At 26.3% G+C, this 24,621-nt stretch carries 19 protein-coding genes and 4 tRNA genes; 17 read left to right on the top strand and 6 right to left on the bottom strand.

Annotated features, from left to right (window positions below):
• Window positions 1–69: 69 nt before the first annotated feature.
• Window positions 70–1,716, bottom strand: coding sequence for a glutamine--tRNA ligase (gene glnS / locus BVAF_RS01620; protein WP_013516646.1), 1,647 nt, complete (start codon window positions 1,714–1,716; stop codon window positions 70–72).
• 407 nt (window positions 1,717–2,123) lie between these two features.
• Here glnS and nagB point away from each other — a divergent pair, with 407 nt between their 5' ends.
• The 5 genes from nagB to BVAF_RS01595 all read left to right on the top strand — a co-directional run bounded on the left by nagB (window position 2,124) and on the right by BVAF_RS01595 (window position 4,889).
• Window positions 2,124–2,927: a glucosamine-6-phosphate deaminase gene (gene nagB / locus BVAF_RS01615; RefSeq protein WP_013516645.1), complete on the top strand. Its 804-nt coding sequence runs from the start codon at window positions 2,124–2,126 to the stop codon at window positions 2,925–2,927.
• A gap of 11 nt (window positions 2,928–2,938) precedes the next feature.
• Window positions 2,939–4,093: an N-acetylglucosamine-6-phosphate deacetylase gene (nagA, locus tag BVAF_RS01610; RefSeq protein WP_013516644.1), complete on the top strand. Its 1,155-nt coding sequence runs from the start codon at window positions 2,939–2,941 to the stop codon at window positions 4,091–4,093.
• 324 nt (window positions 4,094–4,417) lie between these two features.
• Window positions 4,418–4,491: transfer RNA gene (locus tag BVAF_RS01605), tRNA-Met, on the top strand.
• Between the two features lie 142 nt (window positions 4,492–4,633).
• A tRNA-Leu gene (locus tag BVAF_RS01600) sits at window positions 4,634–4,715 on the top strand.
• Between the two features lie 102 nt (window positions 4,716–4,817).
• Window positions 4,818–4,889: transfer RNA gene (locus BVAF_RS01595), tRNA-Gln, on the top strand.
• Window positions 4,890–5,124: 235 nt separating this feature from the next.
• On the opposite strand, the gene BVAF_RS01590 is transcribed toward BVAF_RS01595, so the two are convergent.
• Entirely contained in the window at window positions 5,125–6,321 is a 1,197-nt protein-coding gene (locus BVAF_RS01590) for an FAD-dependent monooxygenase (protein WP_013516643.1), read from the bottom strand.
• A gap of 383 nt (window positions 6,322–6,704) precedes the next feature.
• Here BVAF_RS01590 and BVAF_RS01585 point away from each other — a divergent pair, with 383 nt between their 5' ends.
• From BVAF_RS01585 to rodA, 10 genes are all read left to right on the top strand, one after another.
• Complete coding sequence (locus tag BVAF_RS01585; protein WP_013516642.1) at window positions 6,705–7,694, top strand: PhoH family protein; 990 nt, start codon at window positions 6,705–6,707, stop codon at window positions 7,692–7,694.
• Between the two features lie 39 nt (window positions 7,695–7,733).
• Window positions 7,734–8,201, top strand: a complete 468-nt coding sequence (gene ybeY / locus BVAF_RS01580) for an rRNA maturation RNase YbeY (protein ID WP_013516641.1) — start codon at window positions 7,734–7,736, stop codon at window positions 8,199–8,201.
• Between the two features lie 71 nt (window positions 8,202–8,272).
• Window positions 8,273–9,133, top strand: a complete 861-nt coding sequence (gene corC, locus BVAF_RS01575; RefSeq protein WP_420021774.1) for a CNNM family magnesium/cobalt transport protein CorC — start codon at window positions 8,273–8,275, stop codon at window positions 9,131–9,133.
• Between the two features lie 26 nt (window positions 9,134–9,159).
• A complete protein-coding gene (gene lnt, locus BVAF_RS01570) occupies window positions 9,160–10,710 on the top strand; it encodes an apolipoprotein N-acyltransferase (protein WP_013516639.1) in 1,551 nt (516 codons plus the stop codon).
• Window positions 10,711–10,856: 146 nt separating this feature from the next.
• A complete protein-coding gene (gene leuS, locus BVAF_RS01565) occupies window positions 10,857–13,460 on the top strand; it encodes a leucine--tRNA ligase (protein ID WP_013516638.1) in 2,604 nt (867 codons plus the stop codon).
• Between the two features lie 7 nt (window positions 13,461–13,467).
• Window positions 13,468–14,049, top strand: a complete 582-nt coding sequence (locus BVAF_RS01560; protein WP_013516637.1) for an LPS-assembly lipoprotein LptE — start codon at window positions 13,468–13,470, stop codon at window positions 14,047–14,049.
• A gap of 62 nt (window positions 14,050–14,111) precedes the next feature.
• Window positions 14,112–15,134 carry a DNA polymerase III subunit delta gene (holA, locus tag BVAF_RS01555; protein ID WP_013516636.1) on the top strand — a complete coding sequence of 341 codons (1,023 nt, stop codon included), beginning with the start codon at window positions 14,112–14,114 and terminating at the stop codon, window positions 15,132–15,134.
• A gap of 220 nt (window positions 15,135–15,354) precedes the next feature.
• Window positions 15,355–15,684: a ribosome silencing factor gene (gene rsfS, locus BVAF_RS01550; RefSeq protein WP_013516635.1), complete on the top strand. Its 330-nt coding sequence runs from the start codon at window positions 15,355–15,357 to the stop codon at window positions 15,682–15,684.
• 105 nt (window positions 15,685–15,789) lie between these two features.
• Window positions 15,790–17,640 (top strand): peptidoglycan DD-transpeptidase MrdA, encoded by a 1,851-nt coding sequence (gene mrdA, locus BVAF_RS01545; protein ID WP_013516634.1) that lies wholly within the window; start codon window positions 15,790–15,792, stop codon window positions 17,638–17,640.
• 52 nt (window positions 17,641–17,692) lie between these two features.
• The gene (gene rodA, locus BVAF_RS01540; RefSeq protein ID WP_013516633.1) at window positions 17,693–18,808 is read left to right on the top strand and encodes a rod shape-determining protein RodA; all 1,116 of its coding nucleotides are present in this window, start codon (window positions 17,693–17,695) and stop codon (window positions 18,806–18,808) included.
• Window positions 18,809–19,001: 193 nt separating this feature from the next.
• On the opposite strand, the gene BVAF_RS01535 is transcribed toward rodA, so the two are convergent.
• Together BVAF_RS01535 and BVAF_RS01530 are read right to left on the bottom strand one after the other, a co-directional pair.
• A complete protein-coding gene (locus BVAF_RS01535; protein ID WP_013516632.1) occupies window positions 19,002–19,973 on the bottom strand; it encodes a DMT family transporter in 972 nt (323 codons plus the stop codon).
• A gap of 210 nt (window positions 19,974–20,183) precedes the next feature.
• Window positions 20,184–20,257: transfer RNA gene (locus BVAF_RS01530), tRNA-Arg, on the bottom strand.
• Window positions 20,258–20,453: 196 nt separating this feature from the next.
• On the opposite strand from BVAF_RS01530, the gene folD reads away from it, so the two are divergent.
• Complete coding sequence (gene folD, locus BVAF_RS01525; RefSeq protein ID WP_013516631.1) at window positions 20,454–21,305, top strand: bifunctional methylenetetrahydrofolate dehydrogenase/methenyltetrahydrofolate cyclohydrolase FolD; 852 nt, start codon at window positions 20,454–20,456, stop codon at window positions 21,303–21,305.
• Between the two features lie 103 nt (window positions 21,306–21,408).
• Here the strand turns inward: folD and cysS are convergent, their stop codons facing one another.
• Window positions 21,409–22,815, bottom strand: a complete 1,407-nt coding sequence (gene cysS, locus BVAF_RS01520; protein WP_013516630.1) for a cysteine--tRNA ligase — start codon at window positions 22,813–22,815, stop codon at window positions 21,409–21,411.
• 291 nt (window positions 22,816–23,106) lie between these two features.
• Here cysS and BVAF_RS01515 point away from each other — a divergent pair, with 291 nt between their 5' ends.
• Entirely contained in the window at window positions 23,107–23,856 is a 750-nt protein-coding gene (locus BVAF_RS01515; protein WP_013516629.1) for a UDP-2,3-diacylglucosamine diphosphatase, read from the top strand.
• 65 nt (window positions 23,857–23,921) lie between these two features.
• On the opposite strand, the gene BVAF_RS01510 is transcribed toward BVAF_RS01515, so the two are convergent.
• Window positions 23,922–24,590, bottom strand: a complete 669-nt coding sequence (locus BVAF_RS01510) for an adenylate kinase family protein (RefSeq protein WP_013516628.1) — start codon at window positions 24,588–24,590, stop codon at window positions 23,922–23,924.
• Window positions 24,591–24,621 lie beyond the last annotated feature (31 nt).

Raw genomic sequence — 24,621 nt, 5'->3', positions numbered from 1 at the left:
TAGAATAAAACGGATACACACATATCACTTTATATACATGTATTTAATACATTAGATATGTAGATATTATTATCTTACCGAAGACTTTTTTAAAGTTACAATTCTGTTAAATACCAAATCAGTAGGTTTACTGTATTGATGATCTAAAATGAAATAACCTTCTCGTTCGAATTGATAAGGACCAGGGTGTTTAAAAAATGATATACCTGATTCAATATATCCTTTTAAACTTATTAATGAGGTAGGGTTCACAATATTCAATAAATTCCTTACAGTTGAAGGGTTGGGGTGAGTAAATAATTTATCATAAAAATGGAATTTTGCGGGGATATTTTTTTGTGCTGATACCCAGTGAATAACCTTATAAACCTTTTTGTCATTTATAGGATTTTTATTTAAAGTATGTGGATTATAGTTACAATATATAGCTAGAATATTACCATTCACATCTTTTATGACATGGTTAGCCCGAATAATATAAGCATATCTTAAACGTATCTCTGTTCCTATAGTTAACTTAGGAAAATTAGAATCGAGTTTTTCATAGAAATCAAAACGATCAATAAAAATTTCTTTAGTAAAAATTACAAAACGGGTTCCTAGATTATAATTACTAGGATGATTAGGCACTATAATTTTTTCTTCATATCCTTCTGGAAAATTACTAATTATAACTTTTATAGGATGAATTACCGCCATTAATCTAGGAGCCGTTTTATTTAAGTCATTTCGAATACAAGATTCTAATACTGATAATTCTATTTGACTATCTTGCCTACTGACTCCAATACGTTGACAAAATTCACGAATTGATGCAGCTGTGTATCCTCTACGACGCAATCCAGAAATAGTAAGAAGACGAGGATCATCCCATCCATCTACTATTTTATTTTTAATCAATACGTTAATTTGACGTTTAGAGGTAATTACATATGTTAAGTTAAGCCGAGCAAATTCATATTGCACAGGATATTGGGTAATGCTAGTGTTTTTTAATATCCAATTATATAAACGACGATTTTCTTGAAATTCCAAAGTGCATAATGAATGCGTAATTCCTTCTATTGCATCTGATATACAATGACTGAAATCATATGTTGGATAAATACACCAATTTTTTCCAACACGATGATGTGAAGTATATTTAATTCGGTATAATACTGGATCTCTCATAATCACAGAAGCATCAGCCATATTAATTTTAGCTCTTAAACAAGCTTTTCCTTCTAAAAATCCTCCATCACGCATTTTAGTAAAATAAATTAAGTTTTCTTTGATACTTCGGTATCTATAAGGACTATCTATTCCAATTTTTGTTAGCGTCCCTCTATATTTTTTAATGTCATACATAGACAATTCATCTACATATGCTAATCCTTTTTTAATAAGTTCAATAGCATATGCATATAATTTTTCGAAATAATCTGAAGTATAACGTGCTGTATTATCCCACATGAATCCAAGCCACTGAATATCATATTTTATAGATTTTACGTATTCTTTATGTTCTTTTGTTGGGTTTGTATCATCAAATCTTAAATTACATTTTCCATTATACTTTTGAGCAATATTAAAATTTAAACAAATAGATTTTGCATGCCCGATATGTAAATAACCATTAGGTTCCGGAGGAAATCTTGTGTGAATTTTGGTGCACTTTTTTAACTTAAAATCTTGATCAACGATTTTATATATAAAATTAGACTTATAATACATTATATTTAATCATTTTTTTCAATGTATATATATAATATATTATGTATGAATTTTGTTCCACTAAAATTTAATTTAAATAAAAATTCAAAAAAAATGTGATATTAAAAATTTATTAAATATTTTACAAATCTGTTTAAAAATATTTTTTTGCTACAATGTGATAATTAAGAAGAATTTAACTAATTTTTTTATTTTAATAAATAAAACATTAAGATGATTTTTCTTTAATATATGTGAATTTCATTTCTTGTACATATAGATAACAGTAAATACTCATTCAAATTTTAAGGAAAACAGCTATGTTGTAACATGTATTAATTATATACATGGTATTTATAAAATTCTCTATATTTATTTCATTAATTACTTTAATATACAATGACAGTAATTAATACGGGTTTATTTTTATGAGAGTTATATTTTTAAATAATTCAGATCAAGTTGCTCAATGGGTTTCAGATTATATAGTATGGAAAATTAATTATTTTAAACCTACTAAAATAAACCCTTTTATATTAGGGTTACCAACCGGAAATACTCCTATAAAAACTTATAAAAAACTCATAAAAATACACCAAAATGGACAAGTGAGTTTTAAACATGTAATAATATTTACCATGGATGAATACCTTGGTTTATCTCGAGAAGATCAAAGAAGTTATTGCAAATTTATACATAATACTTTTGCTGATCATATTGATATTTTAAAAGAAAACGTAAATTTTTTAAACGGGAATGCTGAAGATTTACATTTAGAATGTGAAAGATACGAAAAAAAAATTAAATCGTACGGCAGTGTTCATTTATTTGTTGGAGGAGTTGGTAAGGATGGGCATCTTGCTTTTAATGAACCTGGTTCTTCTTTCAGTTCAAGAACGCGCATTAAAAATTTAAGCAAGGACACTCGGATATCAAATGCTCAATTTTTTAATAATAATATTGATTGTGTACCAAAACTAGCATTAACTATTGGATTAGCTACATTGCTTGAATCTCAAGAAATATTGATAATAGCCACAGGACAAGATAAGGCGATTGCGGTACAAGCTGCAATTGAAGGTAATATAAATCATATGTGGCCTATAAGTTGTTTACAATTACACCAAAAATCTATATTAGTATGCGATGATTCGTCGTCTATAGAATTAAAACTTAAAACTATTAAGTATTTTCAAGAATTAGAAATGAACAATTCTGTTATCGTTGATTGAATTTTTATTATATGTACGCTTTAGTTAACGGCAAAATTTATACTGGATATCATATTTTAGACGATCATGCTCTGATTATATCTGATGGTTATATTAAAGAAATTTGCCCAACTGCTCATTTACCTATTAATATCAACACGCATAATTTATTAGGACTTATCGTATCCCCTGGGTTTATAGATTTACAACTCAATGGATGTGGAGGAGTGCAATTTAACGATAATTCACAATCAATATCTAGTCAAACTTTAGAAATTATGAAAATTACTAATAGACGTTTTGGGTGTACTAGTTTTTTGCCAACTCTAATTACTAGCAATGATTCTTTAATGAAACAAGCCATAAAAGTAGTGCGTATCTTTTCAAATCAGAATAAAAGTCAAGTTTTAGGACTACATTTAGAAGGCCCTTTCCTTAATGCTAAAAAAAAAGGTATACATAATTCTAATTTAATACGGTCTCCAACAAAAAAAATACTAGATTATTTATGTAGTAATAGCGATATCATAAAAAAAATTACTCTTGCTCCTGAGCAGTTAGATTGTGTGGTTATTGAAAAATTACAAAGATCGGGCATATGTATATCTATTGGGCATTCGAACGCTACTTATTATGAGACTAAACTTAGTTTTCTATCTGGAGTATCGTTTGGAACTCATTTATTCAACGCTATGCCACCAATCTATGCTCGGGAACCAGGGGTAATTGGAGCTATTTTTGATACTACACAAATTTATTGTAGCATTATAGCAGATGGTATACATGTTCATTGGAATAATATAAAATACGCTAAACAAATCAAAAAAGATCATTTAATTTTAGTGACTGATGGGACTAGTCCTTCTGGAGCTGAATATATTACTAATTTTATTTTTTCTGGTGAAACTATACTACATCACAAAAATATTTGTACAAATAGCCATGGTGTGCTGAGCGGATCTAGTTTAACAATGATTCAAGCTATACAAAATAGTGTAAAATATGCTAATATTCCTTTAGATGAAGCATTACGTATGGCTACCTTATATCCAGCTCGAGCTATCGGAATAGATAATTATTTAGGGAGTTTAGAAAAAAATAAAATTGCTAATCTAACTGTATTTGATAAAAAATATCAAATAAAAAAAACAGTTGTCGATGGCAAAATATATGTTATTTCTAATTAAATTGTAAAATGTAATTAATTACACTTATATATTTTAATTTGATAAAAAATTGGGTTTTGTTTATTGTGTAATTTATCTAACTAGTTTTTAGGCAATTGTTTATTATTATTATGAATTGATTCTCTATGTCTGAAAAAGAATGTTTTTATTTTTTGATATAATAACAAATATTATTTTGTACGGTGAAACAAGTATCAAACATTTTTATGCTTTTTGAAAAACAATCTTTATATATAAAATAACAAAATTAAAATAGAATACTGGTAGTGCTCTAATTATGAATTAACTGAAATTATAATACATAATGAAATAATGTATGGATAGGGCTACGTAGCTCAGTTGGTTAGAGCGCAGCACTCATAATGCTGAGGGCACAGGTTCAAATCCTGTCGTAGCTACTTACTATATCTGGGTTTATTATATTTTTATTTGATTGTGGCAAAAAAAATACTGATTTTATCTCCATGAAATTTACTATTTTTTATTAAATTTATTCATATACAATATAATATTGTATTTAGGCATTATTTAGATGAAAATGCGGGAGTGGCGAAATAGGTAGACGCTCCAGATTTAGGTTCTGGTACCAATAGGTATACGAGTTCAAATCTCGTCTCCCGTATTATATAAGAATTATACAAAAATATTTACTGATGATTAAAATTAGTATCAAGTAAAGTTTTATTTTTATATAATATTTTAATAGAGCTTAAAAACATAAAAATGGGGTATAGCCAAGAGGAAAGGCAGCGGGTTTTGATCCCGCCACTCCCAGGTTCGAATCCTGGTACCCCAGTTGCCTAGTTGAGGAAAAATAGTCTATATTATACAATATGTATTATAATTAATTAAGATTATATGATTTTAGCTGCACCAGCTATACCCAGAATATTTTGATTTAAAAATCAAAATTTAAATTATATTAAATTTTCTAAGGTTATGCATTTTGAATTTAAGAAATAAAATTACAGTTTAATATACATGCGCATTATCAATATGCATTGATAATATTCAATTAATAGATTTTATAATTATTTAATAAAACTTGATACACCTACTGCATATCTTAATATTTGCCTTTTAATATAAGGCAACCGTTCTATCATCATAAAAGTTAAATTTCTTGTAATTTTCAGGGGTAAAAAATTATTATGAAATATCGTATGTAACCAATTTATGCTATTCTGCATCAAACTAACATCAAATTTTCGTTTATTTTGATAGGATTGTAATATTTCCTGTAAAATTAAAACATCTTTTTTAAAATTACCTATGTCAATTAACAATTTAGATAATTGCATGACATCTCGAATACCTAAATTGATACCCTGACCAGCTAAGGGATGAATTGTATGCGCCGAATCTCCAATTAACACCCCCCCAGAAAAAACGCAATAATGTGGTTGTTGAGTTAATAAAGGTATTATCAGTATATTATGTAATGAACACTCTCCTAATTGTTTATAAAAATTAGTTTTGATTTTTTTTTCTAATATCAGTTTAGGTAAACATTGTAATCGACGAATATATTTACCCGTATCAAACCACATTAATGATCCCCAACGATCATACAAAGGTAAAAATCCTATAGGCCCTCTTGGAGTAAAAATCTGCCAAATTGTTCCTTGTTTAGAATATTCAGTTTTAATAGTTAATAACATACAATACTGATTGTATATATGTCCTGTTACTCCAATACCTAATCTTTCTCTTATTTTTGAATATGTCCCATCAGCTCCTATTAATAACCAACTGTTTACTATAATATTATTATTTAAAGTACATTGCCAATATGTGCCATTATATTGAAAATCAACTAATATGGATGGGCAATATAATGTTATTCTTAAAGAATTTATCATAGCTTTCCATAAAATGGATTTTAATCGATTATTTTCAATAGTAAACCCCATTTCAGATAAACCTATAGAATTAGAATTAAACGTCACTACCGATATTGGACATTCCCATACTTTTAAATAATGATATGAAGCTAAAAATTCAGAAGGAATATCTTTCCAAATATTAATTTTCTTAAAAAAATTAACTGAAGCATAATTAATAGCAGAAACTCTGCTATCTGGTATAGTATTTTTATTCTTTTTTAAAATTAAATTATTATGGTCAACTATGGCGATTAGTAATCCAGATTGAGCTAAACGTAATGCTAAAGCTGATCCAATAATACCTGCTCCACATATTAACACATCATAAAATAATTTATTCATGTTACCTACAACACAATATTATTATATAATAAGATAGTATATATAAAAATGTAAATATTTTATTATGTTATATATAAAATTTTGGAAAATTTTAATAAAACTGTTTTACACTACATCATTCTTATATTTCGTAGCATGAAATACATGTTATAACATATGCAAATTATTTATAAGGCATATACACATAATACTTATAATGTGCTTTTATTTATTAAAATTGATTATATTCTCATATTTAATTTATAAAGTTATATTCAATACATTTAAAGTATTGTAGATATATATATTATTAAATAAGAATATTGTTCAGATTTATAAAATTTTCTTATTAAATATTAAATTTCAATGATTTTAATTAATTTATAAGAATAAGGAAGCAATATTTGAACATAAAGATTATAGACATTGTATTAAAACCAACCAATAATAAACGATTAAATAGCCTATGTGGGCCTTGTGATGATAATTTAAAACAATTCGAACATCAACTAAGTATTACTATTAGCAGGCAAAATAACATTTTTAAATTACAAGGATTATCCTTGTCAGTAGACATTGCCATAAAAACTTTAATTTTGTTATACGAAAATACAATATCTATTCATGGAGCAATTAATGATATTAATCCTGACCAAGTATCTTTTGCTATTCAATATATTCAAGCACTAACACAACAACCAAATTATTTAACAAACATAAAAAATAATTTTATCTCAATACAAATGCAAATCACTCTGAAACATAGAATCATTAAGCCTCGTACTTTAAATCAAGCTCGATATATTGCTAATATTTTCAACCATGATATTACATTTGGAATAGGCCCTTCAGGTACTGGAAAAACATATTTAGCAATAGCTATAGCAATAGATTTATTAGAACGTAAAAAAAATCAACACATTATTTTAAGTCGTCCTGCTATTGAAGCTGGGGAAAAACTAGGTTTTTTACCTGGAGATTTTAATCAAAAAACAGATCCTTATATACGTCCGTTGTATGACGCATTAGGTGACGTATTGGGATATAAAGAAATGGATCAATTAATACAAAAAAACACCATTGAAGTAATTCCATTGGCATATATGCGTGGACGCACATTAAATAACGCTATTGTTATTTTAGATGAAAGTCAAAATACAACTATCACACAAATGAAAATGTTTTTAACACGAATTGGTTTTAATTCTAAAGCAATAATCACTGGAGATATTACTCAAGTCGATTTACCATCATATCAAGAATCAGGTTTAGCTCATGCTATTAAAATATTATCTGTAATTAAAGATATTAGTTTCAATTTTTTTAATAAATCAGATTCAGTACGTCACGCAATCGTGACTAAAATTATAGACGCTTACGAATCTTGTGATTAATATAAATTTTATATATTTAAATTTAAAGGAACCATTAATATGGCTAATAAAATTACTCTTAATTTACAAATAGCATGTACAAATTTATATGGCATACCTAATAAAAAGATATTTCAAAAATGGATAAAAAAAATTTTTTTTCTGTACAATAAAAAAATAGAGTTAACTATTAGAATAGTAGATATACAAGAAATGTTGTATTTGAATTGGTATTATGCAGGAAAAAAACATCCGACAAATGTGTTGTCTTTTCCGTTTAAAACACCATTAAAAGGAATATTATCTTCCCTATTAGGAGATATTGTAATTTGTAAGCAAATTATAGAATATGAATCGAAACAATATAATATATCTTCTATTATGCATTGGGCTCATATGATCATTCATGGCTCATTACATTTATTGGGGTATGATCATATTTTAAACAAAGATGCTGAATTAATGCATCAGATGGAATTAAATATAATGCAAAAATTTGGATATCACAATTATTATTTTTTTAATTAAAAATTATATAAATTCATCACATATAATCAAATCAAAAATATATAAATAACATTATGAATAATAATACTAATATGGAGGAAAGCGTTAATTCAATCCGGAAAAAAAATTTTTTTGCCGTACTATTACGTCATTTATTTCGAGATAATTTTAAAAATAGGAATGATTTATTAAATTTGATACGTGATTTTGAAGAAAACTCATTAATTGATTCAGATACAAAAAACATGTTAGAAGGTGTAATGGAAATTGTTGAACAAAAGGTTAGAGATATCATGGTACCTAGATCTCAAATTGTCTTTTTAAAAGATACACAATCTTGGGATGAACAATTATCTATAATTATAAAATCTACTCATTCTAGATTTCCAGTATTAAATGGAAATCTAGAACAAATTAAAGGTATTCTCATTGCTAAAGATTTATTGCCTTTTATATTAAATAAATCTCAAGCATGTGATATTAATCAAATTTTACGTCCAGCTATGGTAGTTCCAGAAAATAAAGGTGTCGATAGGATGTTAAAGGAATTTCGGGCAAAACGATGTCATATGGCAATTATAATTGATGAATTTGGAAGCATGTCTGGAATTATTACCATTGAAAATATATTAGAATTAATTGTAGGTGAAATTGAGGATGAATATGATCATAAAAATGATCGCGATATTTATCAAATAAATGAGCATACCTTTTTAGTAAAAGCATTAACTACTGTTGATGATTTTAATAAAATATTTAATTCATGTTTTTATAACGACGAAATAGATACTATAGGCGGGTTTGTTATGCAATCTTTTGGGCATTTACCTGCAAACGGAGAAATTATTAATATTTCAGGTTATACTTTTAAAGTTACAGTTACAGATAATCATCGTATTACTCAATTATTAGTACAAATTCCTAAAAATACATTATATTTGTCTAATAAATAAATTTTTATCAATATATAAAATACTTAATGTCAATTTTAAATTTTCAGTATAAACATATACAATTAGTTTTGGCATTAATCTTAGGTATGTTTGGTATTTTGGCATTCTCTCCATATGATTTCTGGCCAGCTAGTATTATTTCCTTAACTGGATTATTTACTATAATTTTAGATGTTTCTTGGACGAAAGCTGTACGTAACACATTTTTATGGGGACTAGGTTTTTTTGGAAGTGGATTATATTGGGTTTATATTGGTATTTCTCAATATTTTAATGTTAATACAGTTATAAGTTTTTTATTGATTTTTATACTAATAATATATTTAACTCTTTTCCCTATGTTATTTTCTATCTTGTTTGTTATATTGCAAACAATAACAACTAAATGGATCTCGTTGGTTATTGCTACAGCGACATTATGGTCAATTATTGAACGTTTACGAGGATATATTTGTACTGGATTCCCTTGGTTACAATTCGGGTATACTCAAATTGATGGGCCAATGAAAGGAATAGCTCCTATTTTAGGTGTAGAAGGTATAACATTCATTTTGGTATTTATTAGTGCATTACTTGCATTAAGTATAAAAACAATACAATTATTTCCATTTTTTTTATTTTTAATGACATTAATGTTTTTATATCCATTAACATGGATTCAATGGTATCACTTAGATCCTAAACGAATCACAACTATTTCCTTAGTACAAGGTAATATCGATCAACATTTAGAGTATAATGCACATAATATTGCATTAGTATTACAAACATATTTAAAACATACATTGCCTTTAATTGGAAAATCAAAAATTATCATATGGCCAGAATCAGCTATTCTTGGCCATGAATTATTTCATAATAAATTCTTAACTTTACTAGATCATCAATTAAAAAAAAGTAATACTTGTTTAATTACGGGAATTATTAATAGAAAATTTGATACTAAAAAAAATAAATACTATCACTATAATAGTATTATAGTATTAGGAGATACTATACCTTATACTTATGAAAATCATAATAGATACAATAAGCATCATTTAGTTTTATGTGCTGAAAAATTTCCATTACAAACTTTTTTTGAACCTTTATTTCAATACCTAAAAATACCTATTGTTTTTATGAAAAGTGGTTGTTACCTACAACCACAATTAAATGCCATAAATGTAAAAATCACAGCTGCTATTTGTTATGAAATAATTTTAGGAAACCAAATACGAGATAATTTTAAATTTAATAGTGATTTTTTATTAGTTATTGCTAATGATGCATGGTTTGGATGCTCTATAGGACCTTGGCAACATTTTCAAATGATACGTATGCGGGCCATAGAATTAGGACGCCCTATATTATGTTGCACTAATAATGGAGTAACTGCTATTATTTTAGCAGATGGATCAATTGAAGCTCAAGTTTCCCAATTCATTTCTACTACACTTACCGAAAAAGTAATTCCAACTACAGGGCTTACTCCATATGCACGATTCGGGACGTGGTGGTTATTTATAATAATTGTAATAATATATACAACATATTCAATTTTATTCATTAAAAATATGTTTTTTAAAAAATTTTGAAATTATTACAAAAAAAGATAATTATAATATTCAAATATATTAATTAATTTTATTGACATGTTGTTTCATGTATCAAAAAAAAATATAATTATTATTAAGTATATTTTCTTTGTAAGAGAAATTATTAAATTTAAAAAATTAATATTATGCAAAAAATTTATTCACCTATTCATATAGAACGTATAGTACAAAAATATTGGCATATACACCAAACATTTTCAGTACAAGAGGATAAAAGCAAACAAAAATATTACTGCTTATCTATGATTCCGTATCCATCTGGAAAATTACATATGGGCCATGTTAGAAATTATACTATTGGAGATGTAATTTCTAGATATCAACGTATGCTTGGTAAAAATGTATTACAACCAATGGGATGGGATGCCTTTGGATTACCTGCAGAACAAGCTGCAATAACAAATAACACCAATCCATCAGATTGGACATATGCCAATATTGATTACATGAAAAATCAATTAAAATCGTTAGGATTTGCGTATGATTGGAGTAGGGAAATTATTACTTGTCAACCTCAATATTATAAATGGGAACAATGGTTTTTTAATTTTTTATATAAAAAAGGGTTAGTTTATAAAAAAACAACAATAGTTAATTGGTGCTCATATCATGAAACAGTTTTAGCAAATGAGCAAGTTGTGAATAATAGTTGTTGGCGTTGTCAGAATCAAATACAGTATAAAAAAATGCCTCAGTGGTTTATTAAAATCACTGATTACGCAAAAGAATTATTAGATAAATTAGATGAATTAAAATATTGGCCTAATCAAGTTAAAGCTATGCAACGAAATTGGATTGGGCAATCACAAGGAATCAACATTATTTTTAAAATAATGAATAGCAATGATATCATTACTATTCATTCCACTAGATTAGATATTTTTATGGGAATTACTTATGTAGTATTATCCATAGATCACCCTATATCCTTAAAAATAGCGAAAATTAATCTAAAAATAAATGAATTTATTAAAAAAAATAGTATTGATTTAACGCGATTTTATAATATTAATGCTCATGATGATAAAAAAGGGATATTTACCGATATATATGCAGTCCATCCTCTTAACAATAGCATACTGCCAATCTGGATAGCAAATTTTGTAGTACCCGTAGAAATCAATGGAATAGGAGCAATTGCAGCATGTCCTGCTCATAATCAACAAGATTGGGAATTTGCCCACCAATACAATTTACCAATAAAACCTGTGATTAAAAATATAAATGATAAATTTATAAATATTAAAACTAAAGCAATGACTAGTGTAGGAATATTGTTTAATTCCGGTGATTTTAATGGATTAATATCTAAAGTTGCTTCTGATATAATCACTAAAGTTTTAATTAATAAAAAATTAGCTTTTTTTAAAGTATTATATCGTTTAAAAGATTGGAGTGTATCCCGACAACGTTATTGGGGTGTTCCTATTCCGATGGTAACTCTAAAAAATGGAGTTATTAAACCTGTTCCTATGAATGAATTACCAGTAATTTTCCCCAAGCAGTTATATTCAGTCGAGAGTAATATAAAAAAAACTTTAAAAGAAAAGATGAGTAATTGGATAAGAACTACGTATAAAAATAAAAGTGCTACCAGAGATCTTGACACGTTTGATACATTTATAGAGTCTTCTTGGTATTACGCACGTTATACTTGTCCTAATTACCATAACGGAATGTTAGATTCTAATGCTGCTAATTATTGGTTACCAATTGATCAATATATAGGAGGTATTGAACATGCTACTATGCATTTAATATATTTTCGTTTTTATCACAAATTAATGCGAGATGCAGGATTAGTAAATTCTCATGAACCAGCAATACGCTTATTATGCCAAGGAATGATCTTGACAGATTCATTTTATTATATCTCAAACGATGGTCAAAAAATATGGGTATCTCCTAAGAATGTTGTAGTAACCCGCAATAATACAGGACATATAGTTAAGGCTATTGATACCGATGGTAATAATTTAATTTACGATGGAATGTGTAAAATGTCAAAATCCAAAAATAATGGGATTGATCCGAATGTAATAATAAAAAAATATGGTGCAGATGCCGTTCGTTTTTTTATAATGTTTGCAGCTCCAGCACACGCTACGTTAGAATGGAGAGAATCTGGTATTAAAGGTGCTTATCGGTTTCTTCAACGTTTATGGAATATAACTTATCAACATATTAAGTCCGGGCTTATTAATGATGAACTTTATTTTCATCAATTAAGTGATAAAAATAAAACCATTAGACATCTAGTGCATAAAACTATCATTAAAGTCACTGATGATATTGATCGACGACAATCATTTAATACTGCTTTATCAACAATTATGAAATTAGTTAATAATTTACAAAATGCACCTAAAATTAGCATTCAAGATAGGATAGTATTACAGGAAGCACTTTCTGTAACAATACGACTATTATATCCATTTACTCCTCACATTAGTTTTATATTATGGAAATCATTGGGAAATTTAAAAAATATTGATGATACCAAATGGCCAATTGTTGATGAGCAAGCGATACAAAATAAAAATGTACTCATTATTGTACAAATAAATGGCAAAAAAAAAGCAAGCATTTTTGTTTCTAAAAACAGTGATAAAAATACAATATATGAAATGTCAAAAAAATCAATTAATTTATATATAAATTATAAAAAAAACCAAATATATAAAACTATATACATTCCTAACAAAGTTATTAACTTTCTTGTAAAATAAATATTCGATGTTTTTAGAAAAAAAAAATTATTATATTATTTTTAATAAAAGTATTTGCATATCATTGCTATTGTTTTCAGGATGTAATTACGAATTAGCTACTACATCATATCTAAGTACTGGATGCAATGCAAATAATTGTGATACCGAAAAAAACAAACAATTAACAATAGAATTAAACAGTTTTTATCCATATAATTCAATAACGCGATATATGAAACATGAATTGTGTATCAATAATATTAATGTTATTGAAAATATATATGATACCACTATTATGCATAAAAACTGTGAATCACATAAATTTAGCTTAAATATCACACATATGTCTAAAAAATATATAACAATTTCTGTGTTTCCAAATGGGATAAAATCTGAATACCAAATAATCTTAAAAATACGAGCAATATTTTGTACGCCTCCTCAAATTAATTGTTATCCTGTTATAGTTCAAACATATCGAAATTTTATTAATAATCCAGAAAAAGCTTTATCTAATTTAATACAAGAAAACGAAATTCTTGAAGAAATGTATCAAGATGTAGCCCGAAAATTAACAAGACAATTTCTTAATGCAATTAAGAAATAAAAATTATAATATGGCAATACTATTACAATCATGGTTTTATAAAAATAATTAGTGAAAATTGTATGATTTGGATATATCCAGAACAATTATCTAAAAAATTAAACAAAAAAAATAAATTTATATATATATTATTTGGAAATGATTTATCTTTACTACAAGACAGTCATGAAGACATTATAAATACAATAAAAAAATCATATGATTGTGAACATTTTCGAATCCAATTAGATAAGAATTATGATTGGGATCAAATTTTTACTTTATGTAAAGAAACTAATCTATTTTCAAAATTACAAATATTATCAATACATTTCTCACAAGATTATCCTATTTCGTCTCTTAAAAAAAACGTATCTACTTTGTTATCATTGACTAAAGATAATTTAGTATTTATTTTAATAATATATAAATTAAATCAATTTATTCAACAAAATAATTGGATTCATCATTTGTATAAACAAAATATTTTGTTAATAAATTGTATTACCCCAGAATATTCAAGATTAACAATGTGGATACAAAATCAGGCTAAACGTATGCAATTAGTTATAGAAAATTTAGCTTGTCAATTATTATGTTCCTATTATGAAGGAAATACCATTCGATTAAAACAAATATTAGAACATTTATTTTTAATTTATCCTGATGGAAATTTAACCTTTGACCGTGTTAAAACTATAATAGTTGATTCATCTTGTTTTAATTATAATCATTGGATAGAATCTATTCTTATGGGAAGAAAACAACGTGCTAACCGTATTTTAAATCAATTAGATTATATGCGTCTTAACTTGAAAATATTACTACATAAAATACAACATGAAATCTTAATAATAATTCGAATTAAATATGATTTAATAGCAAAAAAGAATGTATTATCTGTATTGTTTGACAAATATAAAATATATACTCAATATCGACGTATAATGTTATCGAAAGCAATGCATCGATTAAGTTTGATGCAATTACACAAAGCTATATTTTTATTAACTCAAATGGAATTACAGTATTATCAAAATTATATGGAAGTTTCTAAAATACATTTTGAATTATTAGCAGAAATTTTATGTTATAAATCTGCATAATAATTTCAACAAAAGATAAAATAGAACATTATACATCATTATATAAAATTAAAATGATAAAAGTTCCATATGATATTTAAAATAATTTTATATTTTAATAATATAAATATTTTATAATGTAAAATCCTCCGTATATTTAATATACGGATATGTATATGTATTTATTTTTAATGTAATAATCATTATAAAAACTATAATAATTTTTAGGAAATCTGAGAATTTGAAATTTGATATATTAAAGCAACTTATACTTAATTGTATTGAAGACTTGAAAGGTCAAAATATTGTGTGTTTAAATATAAATACTGATAAATATAAATATAGTATCACAAATTTAATGATTTTTTGCACTGGTCAATCTAGTCGTCATGTAGTTTCTATTGCTCAAAATATATTAAAAAAATTACGTCAAACAAGCTTTCATAAGTTTTATGGAATAGAAGGAGTGGAATGTGGAGAATGGGTCCTAGTTGATTTAGGAGATATAATAATACATATTATGAAAAGTGAAATACGAAAACTATATGAATTAGAAAAATTATGGAATTAACATACTTAAAAAATAAATCTTAATTATATATACGCATTGTATATATATGAGTAGCTATACTTAAAATGTATTATCTTAATAATAATTACTATATATCTATATTGAATGAAATTTCATAAATTTCAAATTTTTCCTGATTATTCAACTGCATCGTTACTATTTATACAGCGTGTAATGATTTCATTTTTTATTATAATTTTAATGCTTAGTGCCTTATTTATATATTTATACAATATACAAATAATACAATTTCAAATCTACACAATTAGATCTAATGAAAATTGCATTAAAATAATACCTATTTCACCCAAAAGAGGTATTATTTACGACCGTAATGGAATAGCATTAGCATTAAATCGCGCTGTATATCATTTAGAAATAATTCCAGAATATTCTTTAAACCTCACAGAAACCATTCAAGAATTGCAATCTTTATTACAACTAGATGCTGATGATATCAATAAATTTGAAAAAGAACGTAAACGCCACCCTCGCTTTACGCCAATACCTATCAAAATTGGCTTAACAGAAGAACAACGAGCTCGATTTGCTGTAAATCAATTTCGATTTCATGGGGTAACTATAAAACGATATCAATGTCGATATTATCCATATGGGCCTATATTAACCCATGTGGTAGGATATGTTTCTAAAATTAATAAATTAGATATACAACAATTAAACAAAAATGGGATATATGCAAAGTATGTAGCAACTCAAAACATTGGTAAATTGGGCATTGAACGTTATTACGAAAACATTCTACATGGAACTCCAGGATATGGAGCGGTAGAAGTGAATAATCGAGGAAAAATTATTCGAAAATTATATGAAAAACCTCCCATACCAGGAAAAGATATTTTTTTAACTCTAGATGTACATTTGCAACAATATATTACTAAATTATTAGTAGGCAGTAGATCTTCTGTCATAGTAATTGATCCCAGAACCGGGGGGATTCAAGCATTAGTTTCTTATCCTAGTTATGATCCAAATTTATTTGTTAATGGGATTTCTCAATCAGAATATTGCTTATTATTGAAAAATCATGATTGTCCTTTACTTAATCGAGCCACTCAAGGTATATATCCTCCAGCATCTACTGTAAAACCATACATCTCAGTATCTGCATTAATTTTAGGAATTATTAACAAAAATTTTTCTTTTTTTGACCCAGGTTGGTGGAAATTACCTGGTTCTGAAAAACGATTTAGAGACTGGAAACGATGGGGTCATGGAGAATTAAATATTACTAAAGCTTTAGAGGAATCTTCTGATACATTCTTTTATCAAATTGCTTATAAAATGGGGATAGATAATTTATCAGAATGGATGAGTAAATTTGGATATGGGAAATATACTGGAATTGATTTACGTGAAGAATTAACAGGAGTTATGCCTAATAGAGCATGGAAAGTAAAAAAATTCAAAATTCCCTGGTACCAAGGAGATACAATATCAGTAGGAATTGGACAAGGATATTGGACTGCTACCCCAGTTCAAATGTCTAAAGCTTTAATAACTTTAATTAATGATGGTAATGTTCGTATACCTCATTTGTTACACAGCGTCTTATTAAACAAAAATTATTCTATTTCATATAATCAAGTAGAAAATAAACAAGTAGGAGATCCTAAATCAAATGTATGGCAAATAGCTAAAGATGGAATGTTTGGAGCAGCTAATCGGCCTAATGGGACTGTAAAAAATAGCTTTTCTAACACTACATATAAAGCAGCGGCAAAATCTGGAACAGCACAATTATTCAGATTAAAAAATCAACAAAATTACGATCCTAGTAAAATCTCTAAATATCTTCAGGACCATAAATTAATGACAGCTTTTGCTCCTTATGAAAAACCCACTGTAGCCATAGTAGTAATTTTAGAAAACGGAGGAGTAAATATGTCAATTGGAACAATTACTAGAAAAATATTGGATTATATTTTATTATAATAAATTTTAATTTAATTATACATTTTATTCATATTAAAAATCATTTTTTACAATGAATCAAATTATCTATAAAAAAAATATATTTCACAACATATTACATATAGATTTAATATTATTTTTACCAATTTTATGTATTTTACTATTCAGTATTTTTATAACATGGAGTGCCAGTGGACAAAGTGTAGAAATAATTCAACAAAAAATCATTCAAATCATAATTGGATTCATAATAATGATTCTATTAGCACAAATACCTCCTAAAAAGTATGAAATGTATGCATTACATACATATAATATATGTCTTATTTTACTAATTTTAGTGAATATAACAGGTCATATCAGTAAAGGAGCTCAACGTTGGTTAGATTTAGGATTATTAAAATTTCAACCTTCAGAAATAGTAAAATTCTCTATTTTGCTTATCACAGCATATTATTTAAATAAAGGGCAATACCCTCCATCTATTAAAAGAGTTTGTATAGTATTATTATTGACAACTATTCCTGCTGTTTTTATATTATTACAGCCAGATTTAGGTACAACAATTTTAACAATGAGTACTGGACTATTTGTGCTATTCTTATCTGGAATTAGTTGGAAATTAATAATAATTATATTATCGATGATAATATCATTAATACCTATATTTTGGTTTTTTTTTATGTATCCATATCAAAAGATTAGAATATCTATATTATGGAATCCAGAAATTGATCCTCTAGGATCAGGATATCATATTATTCAATCAAAAATTGCTATTGGTTCAGGAGGATTAATTGGAAAAGGCTGGTTACATGGCACTCAATCTCAATTAGAATTTCTTCCAGAACGTCATACTGATTTCATTTTTTCAGTAATTGGAGAAGAATTTGGATTTTTAGGAATATCTATGTTATTTATATTATATTTAATCATAATATTAAGAGGATTCTTTATTGCGATTAATGTACAACATATGTTTGGACGGTTGGTAACAGGAGGCTCTATACTAATATTTTTTATGACTATTTTTATGAATATAGGGATGGTTACTGGTATTCTACCAGTAGTAGGTATGCCTTTGCCTTTAGTGAGTTACGGCGGATCATCTCTGTTAGTATTAATGGCGGAGTTTGGTTGTATTATGTCTATGCACAGTCATCGTAAAATGATTTCTAAAGTTTTATAAATCTTAATAAACAATCTATTTTATTTAAAAAAACATTATTTTATATAAATAAAATATCGATAGATACTATCCTTTTCTTATATCAATTATATATATAACTAATCGATGTTTTTAAATATTTAGTAATGTACTTCTACATTTATCTTGTTTATTTTAGTTAATTATACTCTGCTATAATAATTAATCTTAATTTTTACTGATAATTATGTTTGTAAACATTTTCGATATATAGTATACACAATACCCCCGAAATTAATAAAATTATTCCTATTAAAATTAATGAGGAGGGCCATAACCAACGATGTATAAAGGCATATATTAACCCTGCTATTGTTTCAAATACAATCAAGGAACCCATTAAAGTAGTTGGTAATCTTTGACTAGCTTTATTCCAAAAAAATGTTCCTAACCAAGAACAACACAATCCAATTGAAATCATCAACAAAATAAAAAAAAATGGTCGAGGACCTAATGGCAATATAAATTCATCTTTTACATAATACGAATACAAACATATAATAAAATATGTAAAACACGATAACGGCAATGTTACTATTCCTTGAGCATTTGTCCAAGTGATAGGTTTATTATTTGGATGTGTTTTTAACCAATGAGCATTTCTTAATGCATACCAAGACCAAGATATTACAGAAATAACTGCTAGAATAATTCCAACAATATATTCTAATGAATTATATTCAATCAAATTTTCAGATTTTAATTCAGAAATATTAATACACAATAAACCTATTCCGATTAACACGATAGGCATAATAATAGAACATTTAAAAAATTTTTTATTATTTTTTTTTTGATTATTATTCTTCATAATTATATGCGCTATAATCATTATCATTATAGGTAATGTGCCGATAATAGCCGTTGAAATGGGGGCCCCTATACGTTGAATAGCACTAGCTAAACAAGCATAATATATTAAATGCCCTGAGATCACTAATTTAATTGCTTCTATCCAATCTTGCAGTGATAATTTACATAAATGTTTTCTATCAATCCATGATAATGGTAATGAAATCAATCCAAATACTATATAACGACCTGATGCTTGTAACATACCAGGATATTCTGGTACCAATAGAGGACCTATGAATATTACCCCCCATAATAAACATGATATTATGGCGCAAACAATTCCTAAAATCATTATAATTATAATATTCTATAATATATCGACAAAACAATAATATCTCAATTTTGATTTGAATCGAAATTGAGATATATAATTATTTGTTAGACAATTTTACTATATATACTGTATATTTATTAAAAATCAATATAAATCTAAAAAATTACTAATTAAAAATAATTCAAATAATTTCAATATCTATTTTATTAATAAAATAGTATAAATATATGCGCTCTATAGGATTCGAACCTATAACTTACGGCTTAGAAGGCCGTTACTCTATCCTTTTGAGTTAAGAGCGCATTATCATATATATTATTAAAAATTTAATATATATCATGATTATATAGTATTTTGATTTCCTCTGTTTAGATATTATGAAATATTATAATATAGTTATAGAAATATATTTTTCAAATTAAATGTACTATTCATATATACTATGATGATATAAACAATATTAGTACAATGGCTCCTATTACAAATATATTATTAAATATGAATGCCAAATTAATCAACGGTAAATATTTTGCTGAAAAAATTAAACAAGATATTGCTAAGCAAGTTTATAAAAATACAAATATGGGAAAACGAGCTCCAGGATTGGCGATGCTTTTAATTGGCGATGATCCAATTTCTAAAATTTACGTAACTCATAAAAAAAAAGCATGCAAACAAGTTGGATTTATATCTTTTCTTTATACATTGCCGATAACAGTGACTGAAAAGGAAGTATTACAACTAATTAAAACTCTTAATAATGATTGTCGTATAGATGGAATTTTAATTCAACTGCCATTACCAAATAAATTAAACGATATTAAAATTTTAGAGCATATTATTCCTGATAAAGATGTAGATGGGTTTCATCCATATAATATAGGTCGATTATGTCAACGATCTCCTGTGTTACGTCCTTGCACTTCAAAAGGTATTATGACATTACTAAAAGGATGCAACATAAATATGTTTATTTTAGATGCAGTTATAGTAGGAGCATCAAATATTGTTGGCAGACCTATGATGATGGAATTACTATTAGCAGGATGCACTGTATCCATTACGCATAAATTTACTCAAAATTTAAAATTGTATATTAAAAACGCTGATTTACTAATTGTAGCAATTGGAAAAGCTAATTTTATTCCTGGTAATTGGATAAAAAAAGGCGCTATAGTAATCGACGTGGGTATCAATCGATTAGATAATGGCAGTCTAGTAGGAGATGTACATTTTCCTAGTGCTTATGAACGAGCTGCATACATAACCCCTGTTCCAGGTGGAGTTGGGCCAATGACAGTAGCTACTTTAATTCAAAATACACTGCAGGCTTATTATAATCATGTATAAATTTTTATGTACATTCACATAATTAAATATAATAAAATTATTGATTAGTAAATTATCTTAAAATATTGATTTATTTCGTAAAATTTTTAAAAAGATACTGATATTATCTCCATCTAGTTTTTCCTTCAGGTTCATCTTCTAATATTACCCCCAAGGTAGTTAATTGAGTACGTATTTTATCAGCTAATTCCCAGTTTTTATTTTTTCGAGCATCTTCTCTTATCTGGATTAATTTTTGAATCTTTTCGATCTCAAAAGGATTTTTATTTTTTGACACTTGACATTGTAAATAATTTTCAGGGTTTTGATATAATATTCCTAAAATATTTGCTAACAATTTTAATTGCGTTGCTAGTCTTTGTGCACGTATATAATAATGTTTACTTTTTAATCTATTTAATTCATGTGCCATTTCAAAGAGTACTGAATAAGCTTCAGGGGTATTAAAATCATCATTCATTTTTTCAATAAATTTTAATGTAAAATACCTCTCTTCATCATTTGCAGAGTGAACTATGGGATTAATTCCGTATAAGGCAATATACAAACGTTTTAATGCTAATTGTGCGCTTTTCATGTTATTATCATTATATTTTAACTGATTTCTATAATGTGCTGATAATAAAAAATATCGTATCGTTTCTGGATCATATTTTTTTAAAATTTCCCGTATAGTGAAAAAATTATTTAATGATTTAGACATTTTTTCATTATTCAATAATAGCATACCAACATGCATCCATATATTTACGTAAACATTAGGATCAATACTATAAGCGCAAGCGGATTGAGCTATTTCATTTTCATGATGTGGAAACATTAAATCAGATCCTCCTCCATGGATATCTATATTTTTGCCTAAAATATTATGACTGATAGCAGAACATTCAATATGCCATCCTGGCCTTCCCTTGCTCCATGGCGACATCCAATATGGTTCATTGAATTTAGCAGATTTCCATAATACAAAATCTGCAGAATTTTTTTTAATTGTATTATGGTTCGTATATTTAGAAATAGATTGAATTAATTTTTTGTTACGAGATAAAATTCCATATTTGTTAGCAGTATTAATTGAAAACATAACATCACCATTACGTGTGATATACGCATGTTTTTTTTTTAAGAGTAAATGAATACAATTAATAATTGTATCTATATAATTTGTTACTTTAGGTTCATGTTTAGGTCTAAGTATATTCAAATTATCTAAATCTATGTACATTTCTTGAATCATACGATTTGTAAATTGGACTATAGTTTCGTGATGACTAAAAGCTCGTTGTATAATTTTATCATCTATATCCGTGATATTACGAGTGTATTCAACTTGATACCCGCAGTAATTTAAATACCTTATAATTGTATCAAATATCGAAAATGTTCTAGCATGCCCTAAATGACATAAATCATATACAGTAACACCACAAACGTATAATTTTATTGTATTAAAATTTATTGGTTTTAAAATTTCTTTTTTTTGAGTTAAAGTATTAAAAATTTTTAACATAATGATTGCCTACTCTTTATCAATCATGAAATTATATATCTATAATTATATATTATAAAAATGACTACTCATTGCCAGTAGTATATAATTATACTGATTTAATTAATATTAATAATAAATTTATTATTTTTATATAAAAAATACAATTATAGAAGAAATTCATACAATTAATAATTTACATGCATGTAATTTTAACCGTATAATATGACTTTGTTTTTCAATTTAAATTAATATAAATTACCTTAATAGCATTTTTATAAATAAAAAAAATACATCATCATAAAAGATAATATGTCAATATTATTTATTTCAGATGTGCATTTGCACAACAATAAACCAAAGATTATTAAAGGATTTTTAAATTTTTTGCGTATTCAAGCTACTCAAGCAAAGGCTTTATATATTTTAGGAGATTTATTTGAAATATGGTTAGGGGATGATAATGATAATTCAATGTGTATAAACATTGCTAAAGGTTTAAAATCATTAAATAAAAAAAAAATTCCATGTTATTTTATTAGAGGAAATAGAGACTTTTTATTAGGAGAAAAATATGCTAATGCTTGTGGGATGATTTTATTACCAGATAATCCAGTTTTAAAATTACCATCAGGAAAAAACATAGTAATCTTGCATGGAGATACTTTATGTATTTATGATAAACCATATCAACGATTACGAGTATTTTTACGATGTCGAATAATTCAGAAATTATTTTTATCTTTGCCCTTATCTGTTCGTTTTTGTATTTATAATTTTATGAATTCCTATGTAACACGATATAATCAAAGTAAATCAAAAAATAAATTAAATATTAGCACTAAAAAAGCTATAGATATTTTAATGAAAAATCAGTCACAAATTATGATTCATGGGCATACGCATCAACCAGCCATTCATAACATTTATTTTTATAAAGAAAAAAAAATTCTATTAAAAAGAATAGTACTAGGTTGTTGGAATAGATGTGGATCAGTAGTAAGATTAGATGATAAAAATGATAATATAGCTTTGGTAAACTTTCCTTTAGATTATTCATAATTTATTTCATGAAAATATTATTATATTATAAATTAATGTTTCAGTTAAATTAATTAAAACATCATTTAAGTTGATGCATACAAATTTATGATATCAACTAATTCTGTATGAATTTTCATGATCTCTTGGTTACTGTTTATAACGTAAAAATGCATATTATTTTTTTTTGCTTGTTTTTTATAGTAATTTGAAAGTGGAGCTGTATATTTATAATATTGATCTAATCGTTGTTGTATTACTTCTTCGGTATCATCTTTTCGAACAATTAGGTTTTCTCCAGTAATATCGTCTATCCCGTGGAATTTCGGAGGATTATATTTTTTATGATATATTCTGCCTGACGATAAATGAATTTGTCTCCCTATAATTCGATCGATAATTTCAGCATCTTTCATGTAAAATTCTATTACAAAGTCAATAGAAATTTTATTTTTTTTTATGGCTATAGCTTGATTAATTGTTCTAGGAAATCCATCGATTATAAAACCATGTTGGCAATCTGTTTTGCGTATACGGTTAATAATTAATTTTATTATTAATTCGTCATTTACTAATTTTCCAGAATTTATTAGGTTTATAGCGTTAGTAGAGGGTAAATTTAACTTGAAGGTATTATATGAATGTCTTAATATTTCTCCCGAAGAAATGTTAGGTATATTATACAAATCTGCAATTAAATGAGCTTGTGTTCCTTTTCCAGATCCCGGAGGACCCAAAAATATAATACGAATCATATAAATCTATTAAAAATTTTCTTATTATAGT

Source organism: Candidatus Blochmanniella vafra str. BVAF, from assembly GCF_000185985.2.
GTDB lineage: Bacteria > Pseudomonadota > Gammaproteobacteria > Enterobacterales > Enterobacteriaceae > Blochmanniella > Blochmanniella vafra.
Note: the sequence above shows the minus strand (reverse complement) of the source record. Positions and strands in the feature narration are given on the sequence as shown.